Source organism: Fischerella muscicola PCC 7414 (assembly GCF_000317205.1).
GTDB lineage: Bacteria > Cyanobacteriota > Cyanobacteriia > Cyanobacteriales > Nostocaceae > Fischerella > Fischerella muscicola.
In genome coordinates, this window is record NZ_AJLK01000153.1 from 42,217 (window position 1) to 49,995 (window position 7,779).

Annotated in this window: 6 protein-coding genes and 1 tRNA gene; 2 read left to right on the forward strand and 5 right to left on the reverse strand. The window is 41.0% G+C overall.

The annotated features are described in order from the left end of the window. Window positions 1-112: 112 nt before the first annotated feature. The 4 genes from UYI_RS0124240 to UYI_RS40265 form a co-directional block, all read right to left on the reverse strand. A complete protein-coding gene (locus UYI_RS0124240; protein ID WP_016869271.1) occupies window positions 113-2,140 on the reverse strand; it encodes a lasso peptide isopeptide bond-forming cyclase in 2,028 nt (675 codons plus the stop codon). Next, complete coding sequence (locus tag UYI_RS0124245; RefSeq protein WP_016869272.1) at window positions 2,137-2,577, reverse strand: lasso peptide biosynthesis B2 protein; 441 nt, start codon at window positions 2,575-2,577, stop codon at window positions 2,137-2,139. The genes UYI_RS0124240 and UYI_RS0124245 overlap by 4 nt, the downstream gene beginning before the upstream one ends. After that, window positions 2,561-2,872, reverse strand: coding sequence for a PqqD family peptide modification chaperone (locus tag UYI_RS0124250; protein WP_016869273.1), 312 nt, complete (start codon window positions 2,870-2,872; stop codon window positions 2,561-2,563). Before UYI_RS0124250 ends, UYI_RS0124245 begins: the two co-directional genes overlap by 17 nt. Window positions 2,873-3,423: 551 nt before the next feature. After that, window positions 3,424-3,750 (reverse strand): hypothetical protein, encoded by a 327-nt coding sequence (locus UYI_RS40265; protein ID WP_016869274.1) that lies wholly within the window; start codon window positions 3,748-3,750, stop codon window positions 3,424-3,426. A 401-nt stretch (window positions 3,751-4,151) separates the two neighbouring features. Here UYI_RS40265 and UYI_RS0124265 point away from each other — a divergent pair. Both UYI_RS0124265 and UYI_RS0124275 read left to right on the forward strand, forming a co-directional pair. Next, a tRNA-Gln gene (locus tag UYI_RS0124265) sits at window positions 4,152-4,223 on the forward strand. Window positions 4,224-4,772: 549 nt separating this feature from the next. After that, entirely contained in the window at window positions 4,773-6,995 is a 2,223-nt protein-coding gene (locus UYI_RS0124275) for a GumC family protein (protein ID WP_016869276.1), read from the forward strand. Between the two features lie 215 nt (window positions 6,996-7,210). On the opposite strand, the gene UYI_RS0124280 is transcribed toward UYI_RS0124275, so the two are convergent. Further along, window positions 7,211-7,690 carry a hypothetical protein gene (locus UYI_RS0124280; RefSeq protein ID WP_016869277.1) on the reverse strand — a complete coding sequence of 160 codons (480 nt, stop codon included), beginning with the start codon at window positions 7,688-7,690 and terminating at the stop codon, window positions 7,211-7,213. Window positions 7,691-7,779: the final 89 nt, after the last annotated feature.

Sequence of the window (7,779 nt, forward strand, 5' to 3'; positions counted from 1 at the left end):
TGATTTTTAGCTAATTTTCTTCAAACTTGTGGTGATACACCCAACTAATTGGATTTACAGTGGCTATAATGTTAAAAGTGCTTGTAAATCCAAGTTTGCTAAGTTTTGAAAATTACGGTGTCAATCCTTTAAAGTCCAGCCATGATGCTAAGATGACTGCCTGCCAAACTGCCATCCAATCATCGTTGCTAGCTTGGTTTTCTGCGGAAAGTATGCGTTGATAGGCTGTTTGCAAGAAATCTAAGTTAATGTATTTCTCCAGGTTTTTCATTTTTTGGGACATCACCTGATCGAGAATTTGGCGATCGCGGTTGAGCAACCCATTGTTAAAGTTTGGTGACAAGTCTGCTTTTCCACCACGCCACTGAATGCTTTCTGGAAGGATACCCTCTAAAGCACGACGCATGATCATCCGTCCCCATCCTTGATATAGTTTTTGTTCAGAAGGCAATGCTAAACAGAATTCTACGAGTCGCTTATCCATGAAAGGATGACGAACTTCCAAAGAAAACATTGCTGCATATTGATCCATCTGTTCTAGGGTGTAGGCTAGTATTCCTTGAGTTAAACTACGCCAATGCTCCTGTCTTAAAGTCAGGGGCGCTTCCTGTGGAGGGTCTAACGTTTGTATCCGTTCATCCAGACGAATACGTTTTGCAAAGTTACGATTAACTAAAGGAGTCTTAGGCAAAGACGAAGCCGGAGATATTTTTTGTCTGTGTTGTCCCCTCCAAAATAGTCGTATTTGTTCCCACAAAGGTTTAATTCCGTGGTAGATAATTAACAACTTCCGGGAAACACCAAAATGTTTATGAATCAACTGTACGGCTTTAACGAACTCTATCCATTGCCACTTCTTGACCAAATCCTGGAGATATGGTAATCCATGACTTCTAAAAACTACGTATGGTGAAACATTGTGATGTGCCGCAATGGCTTTAGCTTCCTGGATGAGAGTTTTCCACTTACCTTGACGTCCTAATTCAGTGAGTCTAGCTATCCCGTGGCTAACCGTGGTATCGCCATCAAAGCCATCTAGGGAAATCCGCATTCCCAGTTCTTTGGCAGCGCGATAAATCATCCAAGGATAGAAATGACTTGGACCCAATAAAGCCTCATCTTCATACTGAAAAATACTATCTAGATTAGACAAAGGGCCAAACTCATCACCATGAATGTAGTGGGGAATGAATCCTCCCTGTTCTAGTACAGCATTGATAAAAGGGCGCTCATCACATTCAGTAACTTTATCAAAAATACTTGAGATGGTGTGCAATGGAGTTTGTCCTGCTTCCGCAAGCAGATTCCGTGCTACACAAGTCACAGCAGAAGAATCCAAGCCACCACTCAGTTGGCTGATCATGGGAAAGGCGGTACGCAAGCGACACTTTACAGCTTCTGTGAAGATCTGCCGAAATTCTTGAGCATAAGCTTCATTATCAGCTAAATGAATTTCATGCTCAGGGTCAAGTGACCAGTAAGACCATAGTTGTATTCCTGATTGACTGACCACCATACTATGAGCCGGAGGAAGTCGCAGAATATTTTTATAGGTGGTGATCTTTTGATCTTCCATCATCAATGCCAAGTAGTCGCCAATCCTAACTTCATTGAGGCGACGTGGCACGTGTGGTAAACACAGAAGTGCTTTAATTTCTGAAGCAAATATGAATTCTTGATTTGGTTGATGGTAGTAGTAAAAAGGCTTAACTCCAAAATGGTCTCTAGCACAGAAGAGTGTTTCCTTTTTTCTATCCCAAATGGCAAAGGCAAAATCACCAAGTAGATGCTCTGAACATAGCTCTCCCCATTTTTGATAAGCAGCTAATATTAGTTGAGTGTCCGTTATTTTTTCGACTGGACAATCATTTATTTGTAATATAGATAATAATTCTTCTCGATTATCGATCCGAGCGTCGGATGTAATGACTAAATCACCTGTTTGATTAACTAGAGGTAACTTTTCTAGTAGAGATTCGGGGGTAGTCCACAGCATTCTATGGCCAAAACCCAGATTTCCATCATGCCAGATATCTGCACCATCAGGGCCACGGTGAGCTAGAGTATTTACCATCTTTTCTAAGTCTTGCTTGTCTACAGAACGTCCGTCAAGATAGTAAATTCCCATCATCCCACTCATAACTTGACTCCTTCTAGCGTTGGCAGGGGAATGAAGCGAGAAAGGTCTGTGAGATTCCCAATCACAATCTTTCCCTGATGTTCTATCCAAGCATGAGCCTCTAGGATTCCTTTGTTGTCTTTAGCGACACCGATACGGAGTTGACAAGGGTGACAATGCCGATTCATCAGGACTTGCGTAGTCAAGGCACGGGCTAAGCACTTGACACCAGGCATATAACGACTAGCTACCTCTACGGCCCAGACAATCTTGTGGATGGATACTTGGTTTGTAGTTTGTGTGCTGACTGGTTGACTGATTTTTGCTAACAGTTTTAAAAGAGTGCGAAACGGCAGTAACCACAACCCCAGGCGCATAGCTGCCAGTAAAATCAAGGTCATGATTAATAAGTGGCGATCGCCTGGATTAAAACTCAAAAATTTAAACAGTAGCGTCATTTTGAATATTTATTAGTTCCGCAGCTAGAAGGTCTTCAAGTAATTTGAGCAAATCGCGATCGCACTGTTCGGCTTCGACCTCGTACTCTGCCAAGATAGCTGCTTTTATATCCTTGACAGTTTTGGGTGTTTGAATCAAATTCCAGATCAATGTTCCTACTTCATTCAAACCATGATATGTACCAGATTTAAGATTGAGAATTACTGCTTCACCTCCCAAATCAGAGGAAATTTGCTCAACAGACGCCACAACAATTGTATTTTCTGAGATTTTAACTTCTACTGCTTTTGACATGTTTACTCAATTTCCTTAGGCTATTCTATTTTGGCTATGCAATGGCTCCTGTTAACATCTAACTAGCTTTCTCAGTGCTTATCCGGATATTCAGGTAAAAAAAAGCGAAGAACTTCCCAAACTTTGCACCCAACAACTAATAGATTCACTTCTTTTTTATTCTTTGCACCCAGGAAATACCCGCGCCTTACCTTGGGAAAATAAGGTATGGCTACAATGCTAATGTTTTTGAAATGTAAGTATATTTTCTTACGATCATATAACTAAGAAGCTTTAGTTTTGCTAACACCCATGGTATAAATTTGTGAAATTTTTACCGTAAAACTGCGTTTTTAATTGTTGCAGAGGTAGATTTTTGACGAATTAACAACCCTGAATGCGGAAGATGCTTACGTAGCTTTTCTAAGCTATTAGTATACATACATAACACTCACGATGTACGTAAAGTTCATCAAAAAAACATAATTAGGTTAATCTTGGGTAAAGTTTGCTCTGAGGAGTTTATGGAAATGGGGGTGTAGGGGTCTAAACCTGTAATTTTGAACTAATTTTTAAGTTTCTTCCACTATTGCTTGATTAAGCAAAGCTATCCACATGTCTGATGGTTCTGAGTAGTAATCAATCTGCTCAACTTGATATCTATAAGAGCGACTATCATCTTCTAAAATAATCCAGTCACCACGCTTGACACCTTTACACTGCGCGGTCATATAACCTTTTTTTAAACCTTCTATAGGCTCAAATATATAGTCGCGCCCATAAATCAATCCCCGAAAGTCGTGTATTTTATGTTTTTGGAACGTTGGTATAGTAAAAATGAATTGCGCGACTAACTCATAAATAACACTAATGCTAATCCCTGACCTACTAAAAGGCATAATTATTTGCTTATCAATAAAATTTGTCTCAAATTAATGCTGTTCACAGAGTAATCATTCAACCGACAACTAGTCTCAAGCTGCAAACAATCAAGGACTTTTGATTTTGACTTGATGTTTCTAGTTCTCCCCTTGCAGATAACACTTGAACTAGCCAAAATTGCTGGATGCACACATTTAGATTGCAGCCAGATGAAAATAATGTCAACTGTAATCCTACTGGCACAAGTCAAGGCTTTGGTTTGATATCCTTTGTTGGTGGTTGGTGGTTGTTAGTGGTTGTTTAATACTTACTCCTCACACTCCCCAGTGCATCCACTAATACACTCAAAATTTCTGGGTTAAAGTACTTGACACAACCATAGTCAAAACTGCTATATTGTTAAACAGCGAAAACGCAATGGGGCGTAGCCAAGCGGTAAGGCAGCGGGTTTTGGTCCCGCCATCCCTAGGTTCGAATCCTAGCGCCCCAGTTAATTCAAAGAGTAAAACTAAAGTAGCCAGCCAAACATTATTGTTGGCTGCTGTCAAATTTATTTAACTGTAATTTTACCAAACTTGTGGTAGCGATCGCAATTTCGCAAAATCGCAAAATATAATGTGCGGTAGTTGGTAATAGGCAACAGCGCCCATTACTCATCACCGTCAAGTGCTATCACACGCTTGATGGGAGTACCCGGAGGTATAGATGGCAGGATGCACGTATAAAAAATCTATATACAGCTTGATTAACTGTCTAAATTAAGCTACCAATCTACCTTACGTAATGTTACTGTATGTATAGTGCATCGCTCCAAATTAACGGGCATTTTCAAGACTTAATACAGGGTGACAATGAATTGAAATGAGGAATTCAGTATTTAGAATTACCCCACAATTAAAGCTGGGAACCCCAGACAAAGAAAATAATTTTTTTGATCTATACATGATCAAACTGCGGGCTTCTGCTTTTGACTTTATTAATTCTGAATTCTGAATATCCGATTATTTCGGTCAGTAATGTAGTTAAATTTACTAAGGCTATGCTGAAATCAGAAAAATATCATCACCCGTTGTTAACAGCCAACTCTGCTCAATTAAACGATGCTGATGAAGGCGGATTAAATTTAGGTCAAGTGGGAGCAGCCCTTCGTCGACGAGCGCTATTAATAGCTGGTTTAACCGGCGTAGTAGCAACCGCAGGGGCATTAAAAGCAGAAACAGATCCACCAGTATACCAAGGCAGCTTTGAAATTTTAACCAAACCTGTGACTGGTGAGGGTAAAGTTATAGCTAATGTTCCTCAAACTATAGGAGATGGCAAAGACGCGATCGCAGCTCCAGAAACCACCGAAGAAATCAAGACAACAATAAAAGTTTTACAAAGTCGTAGAATACTAGAGCCAGTCATCAAAAAGCTTCAGACTAAGTACCCAGAAATAGAATACGACTATGTAATTGAGAACTTAGAGATTGAGTCAAAACAGCGACACATTTTACAAGTTCAATATATCGATGCAGATCAGCAGCTAGTTACAGATTTGCTAAATAGTATTAAAGATGCTTATTTGCAATATAGTTTGGCAGAACGCCGTAACGACGTAGAGCAGGCAATTGAATTTGTAGAAAAACAAAGAAAACCATTAGAACAACGAGTCAAAGACTGGCAAGAACGACTGCGAACAATCAGACAGAAGAATAATTTAGTCGAACCAGCCCAGAAAGCACAGGAAGTATCCAGTCATGTTGCTACATTGACACAGCAGCAACTAGAAAATCGTGTGATGCTAGAACAAATGCGAGCCAAATATCAGGAGTTGCAAAAAGAGTTCTTGCAACAACCGGGTGCATTAGCTAGTAATTCACTACTCAGTGAGAACCCCCGCTACCAAAAAATTCTTGATCAACTTCAGCAAACAAATGCGGAAATTGCTCAAAGAGGATCTATATTCACTGAGGAAGAAGAAGGCATGGTACGCCTTTCTCAACAAAGAGACAGCATGATTTCGATGTTGGAGGAAGAAAGAGCGCGGGTGAACAGAGATTTTCAAAGCCGCATCCGGGAATTGGAAGCACGTGATCTGGCTATTAGTGAAAAAATAGATAATCTCAATGGTTATTTGCGAGCTTTAGCAGCAGTGAGTCGTGATTACGATAACATTCAGCGAGAATTAAAAATTGCCACCGAAGGCTTAAGCCAATTTTCAGCCAAGCAACAAGCATTACAAATCGAGTATGCTCAAAGATTACAACCTTGGAGATTACTAGATCCTCAATTGACAAAAGTGAGTGAACCTGACGCCATCTCAGATAGCGCTAAGAGAAATTTAATATTGGGAGGAATGTTAGGTTTGTTAATGGGAGTAGGAGCAGCTCTAGTTGTTGATAAACTCAGCAATGTCTTCTATACTTCCAAAGAACTTAAGGAAACTATTGGATTGCCATTATTAGGAGTAGTTCCTTTAAGAAAAGAAATTGCCCTCTCCACAAATGCAGGTAACACTTCTAGTGGTTTGCAGCAAGCAGCTCGCGCTTCATTTTTTGAAGTATTTCGCTCTCTTTACACCAATATTCTGCTTTTAGGTTCTGATGCACCAATTCGTTCACTTGTGATCAGTTCCGCAGGACAAGGAGATGGAAAATCAACAGTTGCTGTACATTTAGCCTTGGCAGCAGCTGCAATGGGACACCGAGTTTTGCTTGTAGATGCAAATTTACGTTCTCCCAGCCTACACCAACGCGTAGGGTTAATGAATATTCAGGGATTGACGGATGTTATTTCTTCTGACTTAGACTGGAGCAACGTGATTGAGCGATCGCCTCTAGAAGACAATCTCTATGTCCTCTCTGCTGGCCCTGTTCCCCCAGACTCAATTAGGTTGCTCGCGTCTCAGAAAATGCAGGACTTGATGCAGGACTTACATAGTAGTTTTGACTTAGTAATTTATGACACACCACCTTTAGTTGGATTTGCTGATGCAACTTTATTGGCAGCTAACACCAATGGTATGGTACTAGTTGCTGGTTTAGGTAAGTTAAAGCGTACCGTCTTCCAACAAGCATTAGAAGAGCTACAAATATCCGGCACACCTATCTTGGGATTGGTAGCTAATAAGTCCAGAGATGCCGTACCTGGTTCCTATACCTACTATCAGCAGTATTACAGGCAGAACATGAGCGTAGAACGTGTTGGTGATGATGATGACACAGACATCAGAAATAACTCTGTGCCCACATCTTCTTCTGTGAGGAAAATTAAGGGATAGTTGTTTGTTGTTTGTTGGTGAGACCAGCCCCCCAAAAAGGCGGTCTCCGTCACGTAGACGCGTAGACGCGAAGCGGCTTCCGCAGGTAGCGGCTTAAGGTAAGGGTAGGGGGACTGGCGAACCCGTAGACACGAAGTGGCTTAAGGTAAGGGTAGGGTTGTTGTTTGGTGTTTGGAACCAGCAACTAGCAACCATCACCAACCAACTACCAACTATTACTTATCCGCCGATTTCAAAGCGCGATCTAGTATTTGCCTAGCCTGTTCTGCTTTCGCTTTTGCTTCCTGATAACGTAAATTTGCTTGAGCAAAAGTTTTGAGAACCTTAAAACCTTCCTTAAGCCGAGTAATTTCCTCTTCTGTTACAGAATCGTCTGAGAAGAGGATATCAACCTGTTTGCGAACTTCCAATGCTTCGGCGCGTGAGTCTTGGACTTTCAGTTTTAGTGTAGCTAGGTTACTGAGAATTTGAACAGCTTGAGTAATTTCGTCCTCACCGTTAGTAGTATCCATTGATACTTCTTTGACCTCGATTAATTGTTTGGCACTAAATCCGTCTTCGAGTTCCGTAGGTAACTTACCCTCATCCATGAGTTGCATCAGCTGATCCATCGCTTTCTCGCGGGCTTTGGCTGAATCTTTACCAGGTACAGTGAGGATGATATCTGGGCTTTGAGCGAGAGTGTACTGAACCATATTTTTGCAAGAAACTTGCTACTGCTTTGAAAGCCGATTAATTTTAACATGAAGGAACCCCTATTTTGGGGATAGTGGGGGAGGTGGGG